This window comes from Bacillus testis, assembly GCF_001243895.1.
Lineage (GTDB): Bacteria > Bacillota > Bacilli > Bacillales > DSM-1321 > Bacillus_AD > Bacillus_AD testis.
This window is the reverse complement of record NZ_LN851186.1, coordinates 728,243-748,510: the sequence shown is the minus strand read 5'-3', so window position 1 is coordinate 748,510 and position 20,268 is coordinate 728,243. Positions and strand designations below refer to the sequence as shown.

At 43.5% G+C, this 20,268-nt stretch carries 19 protein-coding genes; 5 read left to right on the top strand and 14 right to left on the bottom strand.

The window, feature by feature from the left end; translation table 11 throughout:
* Positions 1 to 109 precede the first annotated feature (109 nt).
* The gene (gene brnQ, locus BN1765_RS04190; RefSeq protein ID WP_050613983.1) at positions 110 to 1,414 is read left to right on the top strand and encodes a branched-chain amino acid transport system II carrier protein; all 1,305 of its coding nucleotides are present in this window, start codon (positions 110 to 112) and stop codon (positions 1,412 to 1,414) included.
* A gap of 48 nt (positions 1,415 to 1,462) precedes the next feature.
* Here the strand turns inward: brnQ and BN1765_RS04185 are convergent, their stop codons facing one another.
* Entirely contained in the window at positions 1,463 to 1,792 is a 330-nt protein-coding gene (locus BN1765_RS04185; protein ID WP_050613982.1) for a hypothetical protein, read from the bottom strand.
* Between the two features lie 670 nt (positions 1,793 to 2,462).
* Entirely contained in the window at positions 2,463 to 2,846 is a 384-nt protein-coding gene (locus BN1765_RS04180) for a DUF302 domain-containing protein (protein WP_050613981.1), read from the bottom strand.
* A gap of 279 nt (positions 2,847 to 3,125) precedes the next feature.
* Here BN1765_RS04180 and BN1765_RS04175 point away from each other — a divergent pair, with 279 nt between their 5' ends.
* On the top strand, positions 3,126 to 3,839 hold the full coding sequence (locus BN1765_RS04175) for an S-layer homology domain-containing protein (protein WP_050613980.1): 714 nt from the start codon (positions 3,126 to 3,128) through the stop codon (positions 3,837 to 3,839).
* 69 nt (positions 3,840 to 3,908) lie between these two features.
* Here the strand turns inward: BN1765_RS04175 and BN1765_RS04170 are convergent, their stop codons facing one another.
* Both BN1765_RS04170 and BN1765_RS04165 read right to left on the bottom strand, forming a co-directional pair.
* Positions 3,909 to 5,738, bottom strand: coding sequence for an ABC transporter ATP-binding protein (locus tag BN1765_RS04170; protein ID WP_050613979.1), 1,830 nt, complete (start codon positions 5,736 to 5,738; stop codon positions 3,909 to 3,911).
* Positions 5,716 to 7,458, bottom strand: a complete 1,743-nt coding sequence (locus BN1765_RS04165) for an ABC transporter ATP-binding protein (RefSeq protein ID WP_050613978.1) — start codon at positions 7,456 to 7,458, stop codon at positions 5,716 to 5,718. The genes BN1765_RS04170 and BN1765_RS04165 overlap by 23 nt, the downstream gene beginning before the upstream one ends.
* A 201-nt stretch (positions 7,459 to 7,659) precedes the next feature.
* On the opposite strand from BN1765_RS04165, the gene cls reads away from it, so the two are divergent.
* Positions 7,660 to 9,108, top strand: coding sequence for a cardiolipin synthase (gene cls / locus BN1765_RS04160; RefSeq protein WP_050613977.1), 1,449 nt, complete (start codon positions 7,660 to 7,662; stop codon positions 9,106 to 9,108).
* A 43-nt stretch (positions 9,109 to 9,151) separates the two neighbouring features.
* Here the strand turns inward: cls and BN1765_RS04155 are convergent, their stop codons facing one another.
* On the bottom strand, positions 9,152 to 10,516 hold the full coding sequence (locus BN1765_RS04155; protein ID WP_050613976.1) for an aspartate kinase: 1,365 nt from the start codon (positions 10,514 to 10,516) through the stop codon (positions 9,152 to 9,154).
* A 185-nt stretch (positions 10,517 to 10,701) separates the two neighbouring features.
* Here BN1765_RS04155 and BN1765_RS04150 point away from each other — a divergent pair, with 185 nt between their 5' ends.
* Positions 10,702 to 11,556: an STAS domain-containing protein gene (locus BN1765_RS04150; RefSeq protein ID WP_050613975.1), complete on the top strand. Its 855-nt coding sequence runs from the start codon at positions 10,702 to 10,704 to the stop codon at positions 11,554 to 11,556.
* Positions 11,557 to 11,600: 44 nt separating this feature from the next.
* On the opposite strand, the gene BN1765_RS04145 is transcribed toward BN1765_RS04150, so the two are convergent.
* The 8 genes from BN1765_RS04145 to BN1765_RS04110 all read right to left on the bottom strand — a co-directional run bounded on the left by BN1765_RS04145 (position 11,601) and on the right by BN1765_RS04110 (position 18,490).
* The gene (locus tag BN1765_RS04145) at positions 11,601 to 12,389 is read right to left on the bottom strand and encodes a GNAT family N-acetyltransferase (protein ID WP_069203062.1); all 789 of its coding nucleotides are present in this window, start codon (positions 12,387 to 12,389) and stop codon (positions 11,601 to 11,603) included.
* A gap of 58 nt (positions 12,390 to 12,447) precedes the next feature.
* Positions 12,448 to 13,233, bottom strand: coding sequence for a sporulation protein YunB (gene yunB / locus BN1765_RS04140; protein WP_187119420.1), 786 nt, complete (start codon positions 13,231 to 13,233; stop codon positions 12,448 to 12,450).
* A 129-nt stretch (positions 13,234 to 13,362) separates the two neighbouring features.
* A complete protein-coding gene (locus tag BN1765_RS04135) occupies positions 13,363 to 14,085 on the bottom strand; it encodes an amino acid ABC transporter ATP-binding protein (protein WP_050613972.1) in 723 nt (240 codons plus the stop codon).
* Complete coding sequence (locus BN1765_RS04130) at positions 14,082 to 14,738, bottom strand: amino acid ABC transporter permease (RefSeq protein ID WP_050613971.1); 657 nt, start codon at positions 14,736 to 14,738, stop codon at positions 14,082 to 14,084. Before BN1765_RS04130 ends, BN1765_RS04135 begins: the two co-directional genes overlap by 4 nt.
* A 69-nt stretch (positions 14,739 to 14,807) precedes the next feature.
* Positions 14,808 to 15,614, bottom strand: a complete 807-nt coding sequence (locus tag BN1765_RS04125; protein ID WP_050613970.1) for a basic amino acid ABC transporter substrate-binding protein — start codon at positions 15,612 to 15,614, stop codon at positions 14,808 to 14,810.
* A gap of 505 nt (positions 15,615 to 16,119) precedes the next feature.
* The gene (locus tag BN1765_RS04120; RefSeq protein ID WP_050613969.1) at positions 16,120 to 16,980 is read right to left on the bottom strand and encodes a dimethylarginine dimethylaminohydrolase family protein; all 861 of its coding nucleotides are present in this window, start codon (positions 16,978 to 16,980) and stop codon (positions 16,120 to 16,122) included.
* Between the two features lie 424 nt (positions 16,981 to 17,404).
* The gene (locus BN1765_RS04115) at positions 17,405 to 17,971 is read right to left on the bottom strand and encodes a nitroreductase family protein (RefSeq protein WP_050613968.1); all 567 of its coding nucleotides are present in this window, start codon (positions 17,969 to 17,971) and stop codon (positions 17,405 to 17,407) included.
* 153 nt (positions 17,972 to 18,124) lie between these two features.
* Positions 18,125 to 18,490: a VOC family protein gene (locus tag BN1765_RS04110; RefSeq protein WP_050613967.1), complete on the bottom strand. Its 366-nt coding sequence runs from the start codon at positions 18,488 to 18,490 to the stop codon at positions 18,125 to 18,127.
* Between the two features lie 260 nt (positions 18,491 to 18,750).
* Here BN1765_RS04110 and BN1765_RS04105 point away from each other — a divergent pair, with 260 nt between their 5' ends.
* Positions 18,751 to 19,923, top strand: a complete 1,173-nt coding sequence (locus tag BN1765_RS04105) for a M20 metallopeptidase family protein (RefSeq protein WP_050613966.1) — start codon at positions 18,751 to 18,753, stop codon at positions 19,921 to 19,923.
* Positions 19,924 to 19,997: 74 nt separating this feature from the next.
* Here BN1765_RS04105 and BN1765_RS04100 read toward each other — a convergent pair whose 3' ends face one another.
* Entirely contained in the window at positions 19,998 to 20,228 is a 231-nt protein-coding gene (locus tag BN1765_RS04100; RefSeq protein ID WP_050613965.1) for an excisionase family DNA-binding protein, read from the bottom strand.
* Positions 20,229 to 20,268 lie beyond the last annotated feature (40 nt).

Here is a 20,268-nt window from a genome sequence, read left to right as displayed (position 1 = left end):
GTTAACATAATATATGAAGCCATTACCTTTTGTTTTCAAAAAGATATAGAAAAATATTATTCAGATTGTTATACTTCTACAAACAAAACAAAGAGAGGATTCTTACATCATGCAATTTTTATCAAAAAAACAGCTCTTATTTATTTCCTTTATGCTGTTTTCAATGTTCTTCGGGGCAGGCAATCTTATCTTTCCTGCATTCCTGGGGAGAGCATCTGGAATAGACACGTATATTTCCATGGCTGGCTTTATCCTTTCTGCAGTTGGTCTTCCTATTCTCGGGGTGATTGCTGTTGCGAAATTAGGGAGCCTTGATACTCTTGGGCGCCGGGTTTCTCCGCTTTTTGCCCTCCTTTTTCCGTTCATTATTTATATTTCAATCGGGCCTTTAATGGCCATACCGAGAGCGGCTACCGTTTCTTTCGAAATGGGGTTGAAGCCATTTCTGGCCGAGGGGGCTGATGTCCAATGGCCGCTTGTCTTTTATTCGGTGATCTTTTTTTGTTTGGTACTATGGTTCAGCCTGTCGCCAAACAAACTGATCGATCTGTTTGGCAAGATCTTGACTCCGTCTTTACTGGTCTTGCTGGCCATCATACTGATTAAAAGTATTGTGACCCCTCTGGGAGGAACGGCTGCAACGGCTGCAGCCTATCAAGAAAACACTTTCTTCAAGGGTTTTTTGGATGGATACATGACTATGGACTTATTAGGGTCACTGGTCTTCGGAATTGTCATTGCTAACACGATTTACGCGCAGGGGATTACCGATAAACGTAGCCTCTCCCTTTCCATGATGACTGCCGGGCTTGGTGCGGGCATTCTGCTTGCCGCTATCTATGTGATTCTAGGTTATATTGGCGCCACCAGCGGGCTTGCATTCGGCCACGCCGATAATGGGGCAACTGTTCTTTCGCAAGTAATGAAGCAATTATTCGGACAGGCAGGGACCATCATTTTAGCCGTCATCTTCACCATTGCATGCTTATGTGTATCGATTGGCCTGATTATATCCTGCAGTGAGTATTTCTCTGCTCTTTATAAAAAATGGTCCTATAAACAATGGGCTTTCATACTCACTCTGATCAGCGGAGTTGTTGCTAATCTGGGCCTGAATTCTATCCTGTCATTCTCGGTCCCTGTTCTGGGTTTGATTTATCCAATAGCGGTTGTGCTTATTTTACTTGCATTGGCTGATACATTTATCCGGGGAAGCAAGTGGGCATACTCTCTGACAATCTCAATGACTGCCCTATACAGTATTTTAGACACTTTAAACAACACACTTTTTAAGGGTACTTTTGATGCGGTATTAAGACATATCCCTTTGTATGAACAACAGGTTGGCTGGGTTTTACCAGCTATTATTGGCTTAGTGATCGGCTTGGTGGTTGATCGCCCTAGAAAAAAATAAAAAAAAGGATGCGTAGCATTTGCTTGCACGCATCCTTTTTTTATGTTATTATTTAGTTTCTGTGAAAGAAATAGCAATTGTCTTTAAGGGTTCTTCCTTAAGGGAATTGGTTGGTCTGATCCTTTCACATGATGCGAGTTCATATGAGAAATCTTGCACTGAATCTGGAATAACGCTTTTTGCCTTTAACCTTAGAAAAAGCTGTTCCATGGCATCATCCGTGTCGATCGGAGACTGTGATTTATTGCACAGGAATCCATCTACACATGTGTGCACAACATTCTTATAGACGGTTTCATCCACAAAAACAAAAGATGCATCTAGTATGTGCTCTACTTCAGAATGATCCATTTCTATAATGGTCATAATATTCAACACATTTCACCCACCCATTTTCTTTGTTTCGTCCAAAGAAACAATACCACTGCATATCGCAGGAATTTCTTTGTTAAAACCATCTTAACATCTTCCATGCATTAATTCCCAGGATATTGTAAATATTGTATGAACAATAAGAGTAGTCGCTTAAATGTTTTATATTTGAAAGAATGGGTAAATATAATAATGTGCTGTTACAGATGAATTATACTTATTTTGTCACTGGAGGCATCAACTTTGATATCGAGTAATTTTAATCGGGTATCGGTTGTTACTTTTCCTATTCACGCCGGATCGGCTTCGGAGCCGTGGGGACGTAAGAGAGGTAGGGCTTACGTTGTTTAGGCTACATTCATGCAACTGACTCGAAACCACCAAAATAACCAATTATATAATTGAAATCACTTACTTAATATTTAAAAAGAGAAACCGTTTTCTCCAAATTGCACACAAAATGGCGCACTATCCAGGCGCCCCTGTTAAAATGGCATATTAATCTTTGGCCGGTCCCTATAAAATCCGTCCTTAGCTTAAGTCCCATTGCGACAAGCGCCTAAAGTGCCAGCACTGCAACTAATCGTGCTGAATGCAACAAAGGAAGGGACAATTCAAATACTCCTTCCATAGAAAAGAAAGCCCGCTGGTTCAGCGGGCTTTCTACTTTTTCATCTTATTTTAACTGATCCATACATTTTTTTAATCTTTCCTCTATAGAGCCTGCAATGGCTTTAATCTGTTCGTTGTCAATCATATCCGTTAAAGCCGTAGGTTTAAGCATTCCCACTTTTGTTTGGTTTTCCTTTTCATACACAACTAACTTGCACGGAAGGAAATAACCCATCATTAAATCTTCCTCCAAGACTCTCTTTGCTTCCTTCGGGTTGCACACTTCTAAAATGACAAAAGTTGAATCAAAGTCGAATCCTTTTTTTTGTAGCGTCTCCTGGACATTAAACTGGAACTGGACGCCGAATTGTTCTTCTTTTAGGCTTGCTTCCAATCGAGTGATGGCTTCCTCTACAGAAAATGGAACGTCAATTGTATAATGAAACATGATTATAATCTCCCCTTTCTTTATATTCCTTACTTCTCTTCCCTGTACTCACAAAAATAAACCCCCCACCGTATCCAAACAGTTAGCGTCTTTCTGTTACAGTAATTCTAAAAAACCACTGCTATTATATATTTTGATTGAGTTACATACAATTAATCCTAAAAATAATCAAAATATTTAAAATTACCCGTAAATAATGAGCAACCTACAAGCTAATATATCCTCATCATAGTATGATTAAGAATGGGATAACTACATCAAAGAAAAGGGGATTTATGAATGAAGAAATTATTTCCTATTATTGTTAGCTTGCTGCTAATGTTTTCATTGGCGCCATTCGCTTATGCGGATGAAGAAAGTTATGAACCAACATTTAAAGATGTACCTGAGTCGTACAAGTTCTTTGAAGACATCGAGCTTTTAACCTGGGACGGGGTCATTTCAGGCTATAAGGATGGCACGTTCCGCCCCAACCAATCCGTGACTCGGGAACAAGCGGCTATCATGATTGGACGTTGGTTGGATTATGATGGAAAGCCACAGAAAACCATCTTTCCTGACGTTTCACCCGCATCGGTCGCTTCAGGCTATATTCAGGAAGCAGTCAATGACGGCATTATCCAAGGCTTTAAGGATGGTACGTTCAGACCAACTCAAACCGTTACACGCGGCCAGATGGCCATTTTCCTATCACGCGCTTTTGATTTGACGGAAGCTGATCAAGTAACATTCAAAGATGTTTCGCCTTCTTCAGCCGCCTATCCGTATATCGGCAAACTGATCCATGCCAATATCACATATGGCTATGAGGATGGCACATTCAAGCCGAACCTAGCAGTTACGCGCGGTCAATTTGCAGCCTTTATGAACCGGGCAATCGAATTCGAATTGAGCCAATACTATGATGAAGATTGGTCAGATGAAGACATGGATTTTGATCAATTACTAGAACAATTGGAACAGTATCAAGAGCAAGAAAATAACCATATATAATCGTTTCCATAGCAATTAAAAAAGGGAGTTCTTATGAGCTCCCTTTTTTGGCTGGTTGCACAGCTAAAGTTATTCCCGATTAAGCCCGGCCTGTACCAATTTTGCATAGAAGCCTTGCTTTTCCATCAATTGATCGTGCGTGCCGGTTTCTGTGATGCTGCCCTCCTGCAGAACGATGATTCGATCCGCCTCTCTGACAGTATTGAGCCGATGGGCGACCACAAACGAGGTTCGCCCCTTCATAAGCTTCTTAAGAGCTTTCTGAATCTGCAATTCAGTAATGGTATCTATCGAGCTAGTCGCTTCATCAAGAATAAGGATGGCAGGATCCGCAAGTACTGCCCGCGCAATGGCCAGCAACTGTTTCTGTCCTTGGCTCAGGTCATTGCCGCCGTTATGCAGAACCGTGTTATAGCCATCGGGCAACCGTTCAATGAACGAGTGGGCGTTCGCAGCCTTAGAAGCTGCGATAATCTCTTCATCCGTTGCGTTAAGGCGGCCGTAACGGATATTATCGCGGATTGTCCCTTGAAACAAAAAAGATTCCTGCAATACAAATCCCATTTGTTCACGGACACTTTCGCGCGTATAATGCGCCAGATGATAGCCATCAATGGCGATACGGCCTTCGGTATAATCATAAAAACGGGAAAGAAGATTGATGATGGTCGTTTTTCCGGCGCCGGTCGGGCCTACTAAAGCAATCATTTCTCCCGCCTTCGCTGCAAAACTGACGTCATGGATCGTATTTCTGCCGTTTTCATACGAAAATGAAACATGATCGAAGGCGACATCCCCTTTTACCAGAGGCAATTTTGGCTTATTCTTTTCATCATGGGCCTCTTCTTCCGTGTCCAGGATTTCAAATACGCGTTCTGCCCCGGCGACAGCAGACAACAGTGTATTGAATTGGTTGGCAAGATCATTAAGCGGTCTGGTGAACTGGCGGGAAAACTCGATGAACACAACAATCACGCCAATTGAAATCCAGCCTTTCAGCGCAAAAATGCCCCCGACGCCGGCTATAATGGCAAATGATATATTGTTTAATGTGTTCATGACCTTCGGGATTAGCCCTGAATAAGCTTGGGCCCAAAACCCTGAAACCCTCAGCCTGTCTACCCGGTCCATGAAAAGCTCTTCCACTTCTTTTTCCTGTGAAAAAGCTTTAATAATCCTTTGCCCTGAAATACTCTCTTCAATGACCCCATTCAATTCCCCGAGATTCTGCTGCTGCTTCTGAAAAAGCTTCCCAGTCCTGTTCGTAATCCACTTCATGCCAGCAAACATGGCAGGAACAATCAAGAGCATAAATAAAGCAAGCAGTGGACTCAAGTAAAACATAACAGAAACCGTACCTACGATAATTAATGTGCTGGATAATAGTTGGATAACAGAACTATTGAGCGTGCTGCTGACATTTTCAATATCATTGGTTACCCTGCTCATTAATTCACCGTACTGCCTTTTGTCAAAAAAGGAGATCGGCAGCTTATGAAAATGAGTGAACAACTTATTCCGCAACTCCACAACCGTCTTTTGGGAAATGCTGATCATCATAATATTCTGCAGCCACATGCTTAGTGAATACAGTGCATAAATAAGAAGTAGGGCCATAAGCATGCCAAGAAGGCCGTCCAGCCGCCTGGCAACAATATAATGGTCGATGACCCTCCCGATCATGACCGGGCCAGCCAAAGAAAGGGCAGAGCTTATCACCACCAGCAGAATAACTGTATAAAACATTGCTTTTTGCCTTGTGAGCATACGCCAGATACGCATGATCGTTTCTTTTGTATCTTTTGCGCGGACTTTTTTCTTAACGAACTGTTTTTTCAGTTCCTTCGGTTCAATGATTTTTTCGTAACGGAAAGGATCACTTATTTGCCTTCTCCACATACACTGACCTCCTTTCTCCGCCCTGTGATTGGATGATTTCACGGTACAAAGCTGAACTTTCCATCAATTCTTGGTGGGTACCGATAGCTGCCTTTTTACCGTCCTGCAACAGCATGATCAAATCTGCATGGATAGCGGTGGATATCTTTTGGGTGACAATCAGCTTTGTCCCCCGGTAAGCTTTCAATGCCTGCAATAATTCCATTTCGGTTTTTACATCCAATGCACTGGTGCTGTCATCGAAAAGCAGGATTCTCGGCTTGCGTACAAGCGCTCTCGCAATCGACAGGCGCTGGCGCTGCCCTCCTGATAAATTGACGCCTTTTTGCCCGATTTTTGTATCCATTTGCTGCGGAAGTTTCATAACTGTTTCATAGATTTGCGCATCTTTGCACGCTTTTACGACTTCTTCCTTGCTCGCATTCCGTTTGCCCCAACGGATGTTTTCCACTACGCTTCCGGTGAATAACAGCGGCTCCTGAGGTACAAGACCAATTTGGCGGCGAAGCATACGTTGGTCGTATTCGCGCAAATCGATCCCATCAATGGTGATTCGTCCTTCCGAAGGGTCATAAAGCCTTGGGATCATATTCACCAAAGTTGATTTCCCCGATCCTGTAGAACCCAGAATGGCCATCGTACATCCAGCTTTAAGGGAGAAAGAGACATGGTCAAGGGCGGAAAAAGATTGCCCAACATATCTGAAACTAACATTCTCAAAGCAAATATCCCCGCGCATTGCTTCGATTTTAAATGTATCCTCGTGATCTTCCATCTCCTCAGGCGCATTCAAAACTTCATTCAGGCGAGCCGCTGATGCCCGCGAACGGGAAAATGCCATAATGATGAAAGAAAGGACGGAAAGAGAACCCGTAATCCGCGTTGCATAATTCACCACGGCGACTACTTCTCCAACATTTGCCGTCCCCACTGTTATCTCTTGATTGCCGAACCAAAGTATGCAGATAGTGGCTGCATTCATCAGAAAAAGCAGCGCCGGCATGGAGATTTCCATGAATTGCAGAACGGAAGCCGTTTTTTTTCTTAATTGTTCACTCGCGTCCTCAAACCGGCTGACTTCATGGCTTTTCCTCAGAAAAGCGCGAATCAGCTTCATGCCGGCCAAGTTCTCCCCCATCACGTTATTGACCTCGTCCAGTTTCTCCTGGACTACTTTGAACATCCTCCCCCCTTTTCCCATAAAGAAAACGAGAAAAAGAAACAGACAGGGAACGACCACAGCCAGGTAAACAGCTAAAGAAGGATGGACGATAAAAGCCATAATCAAACCGCCGAAGATCAATAACGGCGCCCGTGCCATGATTCTTAACCCCATAAACATGGTATTTTGCAGTTGCTGAACATCGTTGGTCAAACGCGTCATCAAAGACCCGGCAGCAAAAAGAGAAAATTGCGCATATGAGAAAGACTGTACTTTTTCGAAAACATTCTTTCTTATATCGGCACCAAAACTTTGGCTGACGTGTGAAGCATAATATGTATTCATAATGCCAGATAAAAAACCAAGCAGCGATAAGGCTAGAATGATTCCTCCCCAGATAGCCACCACTTCCAGATTTTTCACCATGATCCCGTTATTAATTATTTTTGCCATCAATAACGGCTGTACCAATTCAACTACCAGCTCTGCAATCATAAAAAATAAAGCGATAGCGGCAGAAATCTTATATGGCCTGCAGTAGCTCCATACTGTTTTCACTCATATCCTCTCCTTGGCAAGCTGATGAACATTTCGGTCCACGAACAAAAATGTATGTTCATTTTACTATTTTTAACTGATAATTCCGAATAAAAAATCTCATCTATTTACTTGCGGAACCTATACTTATGGTTCTCTATAAAAGAAAAAGCGTATTATAATAGGTAAAGCGGGGCATTACTATCGAAAGAGGACTTCTACATGAGTATATTAAGCATTAGCATTAATTGTCTTTTAGTTTTGAATATCTTATTAGCCATCTTTGTTATCTTCAGGGAACGGCGCGATGCCACTTCTACATGGGCCTGGCTTTTGGTCTTATTCTTCATTCCCCTCCTTGGTTTCGTCTTGTATCTGCTGTTCGGGCAGAATTTAAGCAGAAAGCATATGTTCCATTGGGATGGCCCCCAAAAACAAGAAAAGAAAGCGATGGTTATGGAACAAATCAGGGAAATCCAAACAGCGACCTTCCCGCTCCATAATTGTTCATCCAAGGAACATTTAGATTTAATTTACATGAATCTGAAGAACAATTCTGCACTCTTGTCATTCGATAATGATGTGACGATCTATACGGATGGCCAGGAAAAGTTCTACAATCTGATTAAGGACATCCAAAAAGCGAAGCAATATATACATATGCAATATTACATCATTCATAATGACCATTTGGGGAAGGAAGTCATAGCTGAGCTGACCAAAAAAGCGCAAGAGGGCGTAAAAGTGCGCGTATTGTATGATGAGCTCGGCTCGCGCGGTTTATCCAAAAGAGCCTTCAAAGAATTGATAGCAGCCGGAGGAGAAGTTGAAGTCTTCTTCCCTTCAAAGCTTCATCTGATCAACCTGAGGCTAAATTACCGCAACCACCGCAAACTCGTCATTATCGATGGATCTGTGGGCTATGTAGGCGGTTTTAATATTGGCGATGAATACCTTGGCCTCAACGCCAAATTTGGCTATTGGCGCGATACGCATCTCCGAATAACAGGCAGTGCGGTTTATGAAATGCAGACACGGTTTATCCTGGATTGGAATCTGGCATCTCATCGGCATGATATTGAATACAGCCCTAATCTTTTTCCGCCCAATACAAAAAAAGGCCATACTGGCATACAGATCGTCACCAGCGGCCCGGATTCGGAATGGGAAACGATCAAGCAAGGCTATATTAAGATGATTCTTAGCGCCAAATCATCCATACTGATTCAAACACCGTATTTCATTCCTGATCAAAGCCTGTTCGAAGCCCTCCGTATAGCATGTTTGGCCGGCAAAGATGTTAAAATCATGATTCCAGATAAGCCGGACCATATCTTTGTATATTGGGCAACCATGTCGCATATTGGCGAACTTTTAAAAACCGGAGCAAAAGTGTACGTTTATGAAAATGGCTTTATCCACGCCAAAACGATTGTGGTGGATGAAGAGGTTTCCTCAGTCGGAACAGCAAACATCGACGTTCGGAGCTTCCGCCTGAATTTTGAAGTAAATGCCTTCATTTATAGTTCAAGGCTTTCAAAGCAATTGGCTGAATCTTTCACCTACGATTTGACGCTTTCGAAACAACTGACATTGGAGGACTATAATAAGCGTTCATACCTTATCCGGTTCAAGGAATCCATTTCCCGTTTATTGACGCCAATCCTGTGACAAGAGCAGAGGGAGAAGCCGATTGGCTTCTCCCTTTTTCTGTTCATAGCGCAGCGACTGGCACAAAAAACTCATTGTAAAGGGCTTCTACTGCCTTATGTTCATTGCTTCCTTTAACTCCGAACATCATGCTGACTTCTGATGAACCCTGATTGATCATTTCAATATTAACCCCGGCGTTTGCCAGCGCTTTTGATGCACGCGCTGTGGTGCCGATATTTTGCCGCATGCCTTCTCCTACAATCATCAGCATGGCGAGATTACGCTCGACTTTCACATTATCGGCATGGAGCTCATCGTAAATGCGTTCGACAATCAACGCTTCATCTTTTGAATTCATCTGGCTTTCCCGGATAATAACCGTGATATCATCTATGCCGGACGGGACATGCTCATAAGAGATGCCGTGTTCCTCAAGTATCTGCAGAAGCTTTCGCCCAAATCCAAGTTCACGGTTCATCAAGTATTTACTGATATAAATACTGCAGAACCCTTTATCGGAAGCAATTCCGATGACAGGTCCATTTGTATTCTCCCGTTCATTAACAATCAATGTACCTGGGGCGCTTGGATTATTGGTATTCTTCACATTCACCGGGATGCCCGCCCGAAAAGCGGGGATCAACGCTTCATCATGAAAGACCGAAAAGCCGGCATAAGAGAGTTCACGCATTTCACGGTAAGTCAATTCTTTGATTTCCTTCGGTTGATTGACGATAGTAGGATTTACAGAATAAACCGCATCGACATCCGTAAAGTTTTCATATACCTTCGCTTTTGTCCCATTAGCCAAAATACTGCCTGTAATGTCGGAACCGCTTCGCGAAAACGTCGCAATCTTCCCTTCCTTTGTATATCCAAAGAAACCCGGAAAGATGACAATCCCCTCATAATCCCTCAGCTTCAGCAGACTTTCATAGGATGTCGGCAGCACTTGGGCATTTCCGGGTTCATCGCTCACGTACAAGCCGGCGTCCTGAGGATTCACATATGTAGCTTTTGACCCCATCTTATTGAAATAAGCAGCGATTAATTTGGCATGATTATCTTCACCGCTCGCTTTCACCGTATCCATGTATTTTTCAGCATCCGTGCGGTCACTTTCCAGCACTTCTTTAATATTGGATCTGATTTCTTCCATTACATGTTGTGGCAGCTCCAAGTCACGGGCAATGCTGGCATATCGCTCGATCAATACTTCCGCTTCATCGCCGCAATGTCCATTTTTCAGATAACTGTCGCCGCATTGAATCAACAGATCTGTCACTTTCGTATCCTCAGGCGATCGCTTTCCGGGCGCAGATACCACGACAATCTTCCGCTCTGGGTCACTAGTGACGATTTGGTAGACTTTTTTTAATTGTTCACCCGATGATAAGGATGATCCTCCGAATTTAACGACTTTCATTCCGACAACTCCTATTCCATTAAATTAACAGAATTTTATATTATTATGAACTTTTGGAATAAAACTTGCAACCCCCATATTGTCCTGTATAGGCGCAAACATGTCTTTAACGATAATGTCCGCCACTCTGAATTGACATGTTTGCCCATTTCATGAACAATAAGGATAAGAGAGGGGGAGTATACATGAACGAACAAATCGCTGCTCTACATGATTATTTGGTCAAGCACGCTGATGCATTTTCTGAATGCTGGCATAAAGAGCTAACCATCAAAGAAAACTCTGATTTTTCTATAGATGCACCAGAGCAGAAACAAGTAAAAGTCAAAAAACAAATGGCCAAATATTTGATTCTGATTGCCGATTCTTTGACAAAAACAGAGGAACAAATGCAAGAAACAATAGCTGAATGGACTGTCCAGACAGCAGCTGAAAGATTTGGATCAGCCACTACTTTAACGGATGTGCTCGAAAATAATTTACTATTCCGCAAAGTAATGATGAGGTTTGTATTATCCTTCATAAAAGATAATGCAAATTCCATGGATCTAGAGGATCTTTTTTATTGCACCGAGCAATTGAACGCCGGTTTGGACTTCACGTTGCAGAGCTTTTCAGCCCATTACCTGGAACTGTTGCTGAACCGCCTTGCCTCCCAATCCACATTAATAAAGGAGCTAAGCGCGCCGATTATTTCATTGACCAATCAAATCGGCCTGCTGCCGCTTATAGGCGATATTGATACGGAACGGGCAAAGACAATGATGGACACCACCTTACAGCAAAGTGTCGAGACGCAGATTAACATTCTTATCATCGATCTGTCCGGTGTAATCTTAGTCAATACGATGGTAGCCCAGCAAATTTTCCAATTAATTGCTGCCCTCAAAATGATCGGGGTGAAAACCATCCTAACCGGCATCCGTCCGGAGGTTGCACAGACGACCGTCCAACTGGGGCTTTCTTTCGCAGGGATCGAGACGCATAATTCGCTGAAAGCTGCGTTCCACCATTTATCCAAAGAAAGCTACTTTCTGTGATATACGAAAAAACCACCGACAGCAGTCCGTGGTTTTCCTTCTTTTCAACGATACATAGTCCATTTGCCGATATCACGAAAGCCGATAGCCTTATATATTTTCCCGGCAACCGGATTATCATAGAACAGACAGGGTACTCTCCCCTCTTTCAGTAAATCGCTGGCCAACTTGCTGACGATACGGCTGGCATATCCTTTCCCCCTTGCTTCATTTGCCGTACAAACGGCCATCACCATAGCAGAGTTTGTATTTTCTGCCGTAGTGGAGGCGGAGGAAATAGGTTTTCCATTCTCTGCAATGAAATAGGTGCGTCCAGTACCCGATTCGATCCTGTGCCGATTGGATTCCCTTATATCCGGCCGCAAAGAAAATTCTTCAATTGTCTCCAAAAGATCTGTAACATCATCAATCATTCCTAAATCCGCTCTCTGGATCTCCACTTTGCCATCGTGGCAGGGAACGAAGCTGTCTTTTGTGCATTGGCAAAAATAAGTGCGTGTTTTCCGGCCCATCAGATGCCCAATGAACGGTTCATAACGCTCAATCACCTCTTCACATCCAGAGAATGCCAAAGGGCCATCAAATGTCTCAATAATCTTTGCAAATCCCGCGATGTCATGCTCCCCCTCGCTATATGGAATGAAGGAATTCCTATATCTCAGCAAGACCCCCTGAAGATTTCCTTCCTCATCCAAATCGCCCCATAACTCCTGAAAATCATGCGTGAATCCAAAATTTTCAAGATCGCCTATGATAAACAAGTTAAGAGCGGGCTGCTTTTTTACGTACTTCATGACTTTTTCCATCGAATCTTCTTGCAATTTTACAATCATTTTCTCACCCCGCGCTTTTTTACTATTATACATAGACAACAAATCCAATAATAGGAAATTATTCATTTTTTTCCTTTTTCTTTTTTTTGATTTCTTCCGTCAAGACAGGTGCAGGAAGGCTTTGCCCATTGCTGTAATAGCTGGGTACTTCACCAGGGATAAATCTGCCTCCGAGACTGGTTTCAAACTTAATCGGGGTTTCTTCCGTTGCAAACGGGATGACAATCTTCAGATCAACCTCAAAATCGACGAAGACTTCCAGAAAGGTATTATTGATTCCACCATTGGTCATTTCTGTTCTGAATTTAGGCCGGACATCGCGGGTAAAAGCCAGTTCCACCGGAATCTTCGGCCCAAGATTAGAAAGGATTGTATTCCCGGTGGCTACCCCCAACGGAATATAATAGACGATATTATCCAACTGATTCGCTTCCACCTCTTGGATATTATTGGATTCTCCCAGATGATCGGTGGTGATTCCCAACCGTTTCTCGATTCCCTTCGTTGTGTTGGCGAGGAAAGTAGTATAGATTTCGCTGTCGAAACGATAGGTAGGCGCCATCCCCTCCCTTTTTTCTTCTACAATCAATTTATCGATATTTCCCTGTTTCTTTATATTTTCTTCAACGGAATCAATAATAGCTTGTATAGCTATACGCTTTACTTCTGTTTTGGCGACACTCTTGATAATCGGGGTGATGGACTGGTCAACAAACCACAGCGTCAGAAAATTCAACAGCAAAAACAAAATCAGTGAATATAGCATAACTTTCTTGAATCCCAGCGGTCCCCTTGGCACGGGCAATGCCATTCTTTTGCGTACCTTCCACCTGCGACGCTTCATCTTAGAACCAGCTCCTTTGCAACATACATATGCCTGGCCCATAAAAAAAATGATAGACAAGCGGGGATTCATCCTCTTGCTAGCTGCCCTAAAAAAAAACGGCAATGCGATGCATCCCCGTTTTTCCTGCTATAGCACCTTGCTTAAAAAGGCCTTTGTCCGCTCATGCTGCGGATTGGCGAACAGCTCGGCTGGCTTGTTTTCTTCCACGATATAACCTTCGTCCATAAAAATGACACGATCTCCGACTTCGCGGGCAAATCCCATTTCGTGGGTGACCACTACCATTGTCATTCCTTCCAGGGCAAGCTGCTTCATTACCTCAAGCACTTCGCCGACCATCTCGGGATCAAGAGCGGAGGTCGGTTCGTCGAATAACATGACTTTCGGCTCCATTGCCAGTGCACGGGCGATGGCCACGCGCTGTTTCTGGCCGCCTGAAAGCGAATTTGGATAAGCATCGGCCTTTGCTTCGAGGCCCACTTTACGGAGCAGTTCCATTCCCTTTTCCTTTGCTTTTTCTTTAGAGACGCCTTTTACCTTCACCGGAGCAAGCATGATATTTTCCAGGACGGTTTTATGGGGAAAGAGATTGAATTGTTGAAAGACCATCCCTACATTCATGCGCAGTTCGTTGATATTACTTTTTTTATCGGTGATATCCATTCCCTCCACAATGATCTGTCCGTCCGTGATGTCTTCCAATAAGTTGATGCAACGAAGAAAGGTCGATTTTCCCGAACCAGACGGGCCGATTACGACCACAACCTCCCGGGGATCGATGGTAACGGAAATATCCTTAAGCACTTCATTATCGCCAAATGCCTTTTTTAATTTATTCACTGTAATCATTCTGTATCCAACCTTCTTTCCACTCTGCTAAGCACGAAGCTCAACGTCATCGTCAAAATCAAATAAATGGCGGCTGCCGTAAGATACGGCTCCCAGACCTTCAAATATTGGCTCTGCATATTGCGGGACCAATACATGAGTTCAGGCGCCGTTATAACGGCTGCAATAGACGATTCTTTGATCAATACGATAAATTCGTTCCCCATAGGCGGGATGATCCTTTTGATAGCCTGTGGCAGAATAACATACCGCATCGCCTGGACATGTGTCATTCCCAAAGAACGGGCCCCTTCCATTTGGCCTGAATCGATCGACTTGATTCCCCCGCGGAAAATCTCTGCGATATAGGCGGCGGAATTAAGCGATAATGCCAGCAGTGCTGCCATAATGGCGTTTGTTTCACCTATAAACATTGGCACCACGCCGAAATGGATGATCAGCAATTGGACGAATAAAGGCGTGCCTCTGAAAAAGGTAATATAGACGGTAAACGGAAACGCCCATATCCGGTTGCGCATCATTTTGCCTAAGCCGATCAACAAGCCGAGTATCGTCCCAATTAAGATTCCGACCAACGAAAGCATGAGTGTATATAGCGTTCCCCGCAATAATAAGGGGGCATATTCTACAATAATGGAAAAATCGAAATTCATAATGTCTCCTCCAGTTATTCTTATGGAGAGTCCAGCACCGAAACCCTCAATCTACGGCAGTTTATCCTGTTACTTCTTCTGCTGTTCCTTCAATGTTTCGATATCAGGTGTAGATCCAAGCCATTTTTGATAGATTTTTTCATAGGTTCCATTCTCGAAAAGTGTATTGATGGCCTCATCAAATTTTTTCTTCAATTTCTTGTTTCCTTTTTCAAAGATGACTCCATAATACTCGCCGGCAAAGGATGGGTCTTCCACTACATTTAATTTTTTGTCTGGGTTTTTCTTCGCGTATTCCTCGATGACCGCGTTGTCAGCTACGACGGCATCCGCTCCTTTTTTCGTCAGTTCCATAATGGCGAGCGTCGTATTCTCAAATTTACTGATATTTTTATTGTTTTTCCCCAGAATATCTTCTGTCACAAATTGGCCTGTTGTCCCTGCTTGTACAGCGACTCTTTTCCCTTTCAAGTCTTTTCCGCTCTTAATGTCGCTTCCCTCAGGCACCAGAATCTTATTGGTGGAGATGAAATAAGGAACAGAAAATGTATAGGATTTTTCCCGGTCTGGTTTGATGGAAATAGCTGAAATCCCGATGTCGGCTCTTTTCACTTTCACTTCTACAAATAAAGGATCCCAACCGACATGCTCTACCTTCACCTTGTAGCCGGCCTCTTTAGCCGCCGCTCTGATAAAATCAATATCAAATCCGCTTACTTTGTCCTTGTCCATAAATTCCATGGGCGAATAGGCAGCATCCGTCACCACCCGCAGTGTTTTTTGGCCGCCTCCCTCTGTGGACCCGTCTTTTCCGCAGCCTGCAAGCAATAAGAGCAAAGCGCCGCATAACATACTGTAAATCATTATTTTCTTCATCTCGTAAACTCCTTTTAAATTTTTATAATAGTCTGATAGTTTTATTTATTATATCCATATTATTATAATTATTCAATATCTTGTATAAATAATATTTTAGATGAATGGAATCCAATCTCCGCCGATTAACCCACCATTATATGCATTCAAACTTATGATCGGTGGGCGTTCATTCATTTCCTATCATTCCATCAGATTTTTGCTGGCGCTTGATCTCCCCCTTCCGCTTTTTCGCCTTCGCTCCTATAAAGCAGGAGTCTTAGCGCCGGTTAGAATAGGAGAAACACAACCAAGAAGCAACGCCTGGATTTTTTCTAATACCACCTCCATCAAGAATTTTTCTGCATAGGTATGCCATAAGGCCAGGTGCCGCACTAGTAAAACCTATGCCTTTTATGTTTACTTATGATTAGTTTTATTTCTTATACCTACGACCACTATTTATCTCAAACATTCATAAAAGCCGCAAAAAAAGATTTGCGGCTTTCGTCAGTGGAACCCTATTTTATTTTTCGTTCAGTCGTTTAAGCGGCATGGAGCAGCAGCGAAATGAACCGCCAGATTTAATGATCTCGGAAAAATCGATTTCCACCACTTTATATCCCCGCAGCCGGAGTTTTCTGTTCAACTGCTTGTTGCACGGCAGGCTTAAAACGGTCCGGTTCCCAATGCTCAAAACATTCGTGCCCATCGAGAACTGCTCTTGGCTGGAAACGGTGATCAACTCGTATCTTTGGGAAAGAATCGCATACTCGTTCTCACTGAATGCTTCCGGATAAATGATGGCATCCTCATCCGATAGAATATTGAACACACAATCCAAATGCAGGTAACATGACTTGAAAGGCATTGGAACCAGTTCATACTCGCTGCCTAAAAGGCCTTTCAATTCGGCGACAGCCTTAGGAGCAGTCCGGTCGCTCAGGCCAATATACACATATTTGCCGTGGACAAGGACATCCCCGCCCTCAATCGGGGATCCAGTCAGCTGTTTATAGGCGATTTGCTCCCGTTCCAGCCACTCCTTCAGTACTTCCTCTTCTCCTTTTCGGACCTGGCATTTCATTTCTGCTAGAAAAACAGTATCGCCAACTGTAAATCCAATATCCCGGGTGAAGACCTGTTCCGGCTTTTGCCGGTCCGCTGCCAATTCAACCACGTCGACACCGTGGTCCTTCAATATCTGTATGAATTGGGTATGCTGTTCAATCGCAAGAGAACGCTTAAGTTTCTCATCCGCAAAATATTTTTGTGTTTCATTAATACCTGCTGAAATGCTCATATAAGCGGGAGAACAAACAGCCACTTTTTCCAGTTTTCCATATTCATTTTCACAATGTACGCGTTGATTCAGTTTAATCAGCATCGATTCTCTCCTTTTATTCGCTTTTTCATTGATCTCATTCTAACTAGCGCTAAGACTCTCATTTAAAACGAGCCGGGAAATCCAGTGCCAGTATGAATCTAAGGTGATTCAGGCTAATGACTATTAGGGGCAGAATGAACCCCTGCCGATCAAAATTTCACTTTCATAGAGAATCAATTACCCGTATAAGCGTTTTCCAAAACCTTCCTCCTATTTACAGATGCTTATGCGCCGAAGCTAGAACAATTGCCTATTATATGCATAGGGATTCCCGCAGGTGACAGTCCTCCCTTTTTAAAATGAAAAAGCAGTGCCGAAGTATGCACTGCTAACCCATTTTCTGTATTTCTTTATGGAAACAAACGATCTTCCATTGTTTATGCCCATACAAAAAAGCCCCTTCTTCGAACGAGGCTTTCTGGCATTATTTTGATTCGATAATTGTCAATAATTCAGCAGCCGGCGTACGCGGTTGCGCTTTAGGGATCATTTCTGGATATCCCAGATGAATATTGGCCACAATCCGTTCACCCGGCTTGACGCCAATTGCCTCGCGGACCATCTGCTCCTGAAGCCATCCCTGCGTATGCCAAGTCATCCCTATATTTTGCTCCCACGCAAGCAAGCTGAAATTCTGAATGAGGCAGCTAATGGCCGCTGCGTCTTCTTCCCGTTGCGCGAGATTTGAATTTTCCTTCATGACCACCAATAGAAAAGCAGGATTGGACATAAGCTTTTGGTACAGTTTATTTCCCTCTTCTTCTTTCTTGGCGGGATTTGTTTCTTTTGCCATTTTCCATTCTTTCACAGCATTAGCGAATTTCTCTCGGCCTTCGCCGTTGAATAAAATGAAACGCCATGGCTGCGTTAAATGATGATTAGGAGCCCATACAGCTGTATCCAATAATTCAGAAATCAAAGCAGTAGAAACTTCGCGATCTTCAAATCGTTTAATTGATCGGCGACTTTTAATCATTTGCGCTAACTCCATAATTCTCCTCCTTATCTTCCTAATGATAATGATAATCAATTTCACCCTAAAGATATTATATCTCTTTTTTAGGATACGGGGCAATGATTTAGGATGGCCATTCAGTGGGTATGCACCTAATGAAGCGGCTTTACATGCGATTACGGTTCCTAATCAGTCATACTGTATGAATTCAATGCGATTTCCGAATGGGTCATCCACAAAAAAACGTGTCCTTCCCTCAATGGGCACCTCTTCTTTAACCGATATGCCGGCTTGCTCAATATCAGCTTTCAATTGGCTAATACGATCGACAACAAAGCAAGGATGTGCTTTCCTTGCTGGGGAGAATTCCTTCTCGACCCCGATATGTATTTGTTGGTTGCCGCATTCAAACCAGCAGCCGCCTCTTTTGCGGAGATTTTCCGGTTTGGGCAATTCCTTCAGGCCGAGAATCTTGCCATAAAAAGAAATGGCTTCCTCCTCGCAACCAGGCGGAGCGGCCAGCTGCACATGGTCAATTCCTTTTATATTCGCCATTCATCTTCCTCCATTGTCCCAACGTATGATCCAAACTCCTATAGTATATCATCTTTTTTACATTTTTTTCTATTTAGTCTTGTTTAGACAGTTTGATTGTTTTAGAGTTAGTAATCATACAATCAAGTGAAACGTTGACCAGTGAAGATTGTTTTCATTCACTGGCTCTTGCTCTCCCACTTATCCTTCTTCGCCTTCGCGCATCATTTGAAACGGGAGCTTTAGCGCCAGTTAGAACAAGATAAAGGAGCGTGGCCTGCATGGAGGATATTTATAGACAAATAGACAAATTATATAGCGAAATGGTTAATATGCGCCGCTATTTTCACCAGCATCCGGAATTGTCATTTCAAGAAGTAGAGACGCCTGAGAGGATTGCTGCCTATCTGGAAGAGTTAGGCATCGAAGTGCGGAGGAACGTAGGCGGAAGAGGGGTTGTCGGATACATCCGAGGCAATAAGCCTGGGAAAACGGTCGCTTTAAGAGCCGACTTCGATGCGCTGCCCATCCAGGATGATAAAGATGTCCCATACCGTTCAACTGTACCCGGTGTGATGCACGCATGCGGGCACGATGCGCATACAGCCATCTTGCTGGCCGTTGCCAAGGTACTCTCAGGCATGACAGAAGAACTTTCCGGCAACGTAGTGTTAATCCATCAGTTTGCCGAAGAATTGGCACCAGGAGGGGCACTCCCTATGATTGAAGATCATTGCCTGGAAGGTGTCGATGCGATTTTCGGCACTCATGTCTGGACTCCTCTTCCCATCGGAACTGTCGGCGTCCGTGCCGGTGCGATTATGGCTTCAGCAGATAAATTTGAGATAGAAATCATCGGACGCGGCGGCCATGGAGCAAGCCCCCATGAGACGGTTGATCCGATTGTAGTCGGCACCACCGTTATCCAGCAATTGCAGCAGATTATTTCCCGCCGGATTAATCCCCTTCATCCTGCTGTATTGACAGTTGCTACTTTCCATGCCGGCCAGGCATTCAATGTCATTCCGACAAGCGCTTCGATTTCCGGCACTGTCCGGACCCTCGATAAGGATGTCCAACAGCAAATTATAGAGCAAATGGAAAAAATCATTTCAACTGTTTGCGAAGGAGCAGGGGCAAACTATCGCTTCGATTATACGAAAGGTTATCCGCCGGTTATCAATCATTCTAAGGAGACAGACCGCTTAGTCGAGATCAGCCGGCAAGTTGTCGGCAGTGCCAATACACTTGAAGTGGAACCCAATATGGGCGGAGAAGATTTCGCCTATTACCTGCAGAAAGTGCCGGGCGCATTCTTTTTCACAGGAGCAGGAAACCCGGACACAGGGGCCGCCTATCCGCACCATCACTCCATGTTTGACATCGATGAAAAAAGCATGCTGATTGCGGCAAAAGTTCTGCTTTCGACAGCGCTTGATTATTTAAACGCTTGATGAGTGAGATCGCCCTTTCCTTCCATATAAAGCGGGAAGCTTCGTTATTATGGTATTAAAAAAGGATGAATACATCAGTCTTCATCCTTGATATCCTTATCTTCGGGAATCGGTTCGTTTTGCCATTCTTCCACTAAGTGTTTATACTTTTCCAATTGCTCGAAATGCGTCTGGAACTGATCCTTAAAGATTAAATGCTGCTCACCATCGTATAATGTACGGATTTGGCCGTTTAAGATCAGCTGTTCCACATACGTTTCGGACACAGATAAATAGGCTGCTGTTTCCTTTATCGTCAAATACATGTCTACATCACTCCTTACTGCTCCTAGTGTACATGTAAAG

Bases quoted from the DNA above. Each gene is read 5' to 3' on its own strand.
- BN1765_RS04120 (WP_050613969.1), bottom strand. From the start codon at position 16,980: ATGCTGATTAAACTGAATCAACGCGTACATTGTGAAAATGAATATGGA.
- yunB (WP_187119420.1), bottom strand. From the start codon at position 13,233: ATGAAGCGTCGCAGGTGGAAGGTACGCAAAAGAATGGCATTGCCCGTG.
- BN1765_RS04175 (WP_050613980.1), top strand. From the start codon at position 3,126: ATGAAGAAATTATTTCCTATTATTGTTAGCTTGCTGCTAATGTTTTCA.
- BN1765_RS04100 (WP_050613965.1), bottom strand. From the start codon at position 20,228: ATGTATTTGACGATAAAGGAAACAGCAGCCTATTTATCTGTGTCCGAA.
- BN1765_RS04110 (WP_050613967.1), bottom strand. From the start codon at position 18,490: ATGGCGAATATAAAAGGAATTGACCATGTGCAGCTGGCCGCTCCGCCT.
- BN1765_RS04135 (WP_050613972.1), bottom strand. From the start codon at position 14,085: ATGATTACAGTGAATAAATTAAAAAAGGCATTTGGCGATAATGAAGTG.
- BN1765_RS04150 (WP_050613975.1), top strand. From the start codon at position 10,702: ATGAACGAACAAATCGCTGCTCTACATGATTATTTGGTCAAGCACGCT.
- BN1765_RS04145 (WP_069203062.1), bottom strand. From the start codon at position 12,389: ATGATTGTAAAATTGCAAGAAGATTCGATGGAAAAAGTCATGAAGTAC.
- cls (WP_050613977.1), top strand. From the start codon at position 7,660: ATGAGTATATTAAGCATTAGCATTAATTGTCTTTTAGTTTTGAATATC.
- BN1765_RS04170 (WP_050613979.1), bottom strand. From the start codon at position 5,738: ATGTGGAGAAGGCAAATAAGTGATCCTTTCCGTTACGAAAAAATCATT.
- BN1765_RS04105 (WP_050613966.1), top strand. From the start codon at position 18,751: ATGGAGGATATTTATAGACAAATAGACAAATTATATAGCGAAATGGTT.
- BN1765_RS04115 (WP_050613968.1), bottom strand. From the start codon at position 17,971: ATGGAGTTAGCGCAAATGATTAAAAGTCGCCGATCAATTAAACGATTT.
- BN1765_RS04180 (WP_050613981.1), bottom strand. From the start codon at position 2,846: ATGTTTCATTATACAATTGACGTTCCATTTTCTGTAGAGGAAGCCATC.
- brnQ (WP_050613983.1), top strand. From the start codon at position 110: ATGCAATTTTTATCAAAAAAACAGCTCTTATTTATTTCCTTTATGCTG.
- BN1765_RS04125 (WP_050613970.1), bottom strand. From the start codon at position 15,614: ATGAAGAAAATAATGATTTACAGTATGTTATGCGGCGCTTTGCTCTTA.
- BN1765_RS04155 (WP_050613976.1), bottom strand. From the start codon at position 10,516: ATGAAAGTCGTTAAATTCGGAGGATCATCCTTATCATCGGGTGAACAA.
- BN1765_RS04130 (WP_050613971.1), bottom strand. From the start codon at position 14,738: ATGAATTTCGATTTTTCCATTATTGTAGAATATGCCCCCTTATTATTG.